Genomic DNA, 2,423 nt, shown 5'->3' on the forward strand with positions numbered 1-2,423 from the left:
CTGGCGCACCGAGCGCGCAACCAGCGCCGACGACCCCTGGGGCACAGCCGCACCCGGGACGCTCCCGCCCGACATCAACCTGCCCACAGGCGTCGGCCTGACCGGGAGCGGCGGCATCTCCATCGCGGGCCTGGAATGGCTCGGCCACCGCGCCTACGACCCCGCCACGCGAGGCTTCCTGTCGGCGGATCCCCTCGATCCGGTGATCGGCGCGGGCTGGTCCGGGAACCCATACTCCTACGCCGGGAACGACCCACTGCACGCGGTGGATCCGACAGGTCTGCGGCCAGTCACAGACGCGGATCTGCGGGCGTATCGGGACGGGAACAACGGGGCGTTCGCTGCGGCGGGCGACTGGTGGGCCGACAACTGGGAGTACGTCGCCGCGGGGGCCATGGTCGTGGCGGGTGTCGCGCTGATGTTCACCGGGGTGGGTGGTCCTGTCGGGATGGTCCTCATCGGAGCAGCGTCCGGGGCGCTGATTTCCGGCGGAGTGTCGATCGCGACCCAAAAGGCGACCACCGGTGGTGTCGACTGGGGGCAGGTCGGGATCGACTCCGCGGTCGGCGCGCTCGGCGGCGCCGCCGGAGGAGCCGCCGAGGCCCTCGCCTACCGCGCTGGGGCGAGCGCCTTCAAGGCCGAAGTGATCGCCAACACCGCGGACGGTGGTGTGTCCGGAGCGGCCCAGTACCTCACCGGCCCGGGCCCGCACAACCCGGGCGGGCTCCTCGGCGCCACCGCAGGAGGAGGCGCGGGCGGAGCCGTCACCGGAGGGCTCGGCGGCGCCGCCACCCGCCGCCTCGGCACACCAGCAGACAAACTACTCGACGACATATCAGCAGTACCACGACTTCCGCAGGACATCAATGTCAGCCCGACGCCACCGCTAGCGAAAGAGCCCTTAGGGCGGCCGGTAGGTAAGAACACAAATCAAAACGAGGAAGTCTGGAACCTCGTCGACCAGCTTCAGCGCACGAGGGGAGTCTCCGACATTCGAGTGAACCAGCAACAGATCAATGCGGACGGTGAGCGCGTCGGAATCAACAGACCCGACCTACAATATACCGATGCCAACAGAGTTCGTCGCTACATTGAATGGGACACTCAATCCTCCGGTCGGGGTCCGGATCATGCGGCAAGATTGAGAGCTAATGACCCGAACGGGGTCATCGAACTTCGAACAGTGGATTAAGGGACGGGAAACCTAATGATTGATGCTCGAGTGCTCGGGGATAGATTTGCGCCCATCACGTCACGGATGGGTTTCCTGCGTGCCCCTGCCGCCGCCGTCGCCCGAACCTATTACGAATGGGACCACGATGAGGACTCAGGCGACACTCTCATTGAGATAACGGGAGGGCTGTCCGAGGCGGCACCTTCACTGGAACCGTTGGAATTTGGATCACCGCATAAGTTTCTCGTGATAGGCACCGCCAACCCAGATTGGAGCGCTTTTGTTGAGAACGGGGCGCAGGGGACTGACCCGGTCGGACCCACGAAAGTGCTGGGTCAACGGTTGAACACTGAATCCCTTTACATTAGCTGCATACCGCCCCGCTCGGCTGGAAACCAACGCGCACGACTCGGCGCTCGCCAGTTTGTCGTTCATCGTCCGAACCCCGACACCTCTGCGGGCCTCGCGGAGACTGTAAGGGTCATCGAGTTGACCCAGGATAGCCGCTGGACATTCCACACCTACGGTGAACCACTGCCATTCGAGGACATCTCCGCCTACACGAACCGCCGTGTCGCCGATCGGTTCACTCCCGAGATGCTCGCCGACTACTGTGCCGCCTATGGCTTGCGCCCGTTCGATGACGACTTCTTTCCTGGACCTTCCTACATCGTCGAACGAGAACAAACAGATTCGATCTTCACCCGAGTGTCCCCGTCGGAGACGTTCGCTCAAGCGCAAGCGCGCCTGGGCATTATGCCGCGAGACGACCTCGAGAACCAAGCGGATTCACAATGAATGAACATGAATGAGTGGACGATTCGACGACGGTTGATGCCCGAGTGCCCAGTGACCGGTTCGCACCTATCACCTCACGGACGGGATTTGTACGCGCCCCCACCGCTGCTGTCGCTCGCACCTACAGCGAATGAGCTCGTGAATGCGGTAGACCGCGCACGGTCAACGAAGTGCCCGGCCGCCTGGCTCATGCGGCCCCCCAGATGCAGCCCTCCGATTAAAGGCAATAAGCAAATTCCTTGTGGTTGGCACAGCCCACGCGGGATGGAGCGTATGTGTGAAGAATGGGGTGCAGGGAAAGGATCCGGTCAGCCGGACGAAATTTCTTGGGCAGCGATTGAACATCGATTCCCTTTACATCAGCTGCATACCGCCCCGCCCGGCTGGAGACCAACGCGCACGACTCGGCGCTCGCCAGTTTGTCGTTCATCGTCCAAACCCCGATACCTTG

General features: G+C 63.2%; 3 protein-coding genes. 2 read left to right on the forward strand and 1 reads right to left on the reverse strand.

All coding sequences use genetic code 11. The annotated features are described in order from the left end of the window. Both ACH61_RS18660 and ACH61_RS17090 read left to right on the forward strand, forming a co-directional pair. Positions 1-1,192: RHS repeat-associated core domain-containing protein (locus tag ACH61_RS18660; RefSeq protein WP_330220191.1), on the forward strand; the 1,192-nt coding region annotated here is incomplete at its 5' end. Between the two features lie 66 nt (positions 1,193-1,258). Further along, positions 1,259-1,972 (forward strand): hypothetical protein, encoded by a 714-nt coding sequence (locus ACH61_RS17090; RefSeq protein WP_132505069.1) that lies wholly within the window; start codon positions 1,259-1,261, stop codon positions 1,970-1,972. Positions 1,973-2,189: 217 nt separating this feature from the next. Here ACH61_RS17090 and ACH61_RS18665 read toward each other — a convergent pair. Then, positions 2,190-2,423 (reverse strand): hypothetical protein (locus ACH61_RS18665; RefSeq protein ID WP_236713715.1); only part of this gene is annotated, 234 nt, incomplete at its 5' end.

The organism is Rathayibacter tanaceti, assembly GCF_001634385.1.
Classification (GTDB): Bacteria; Actinomycetota; Actinomycetes; order Actinomycetales; family Microbacteriaceae; genus Rathayibacter; species Rathayibacter tanaceti.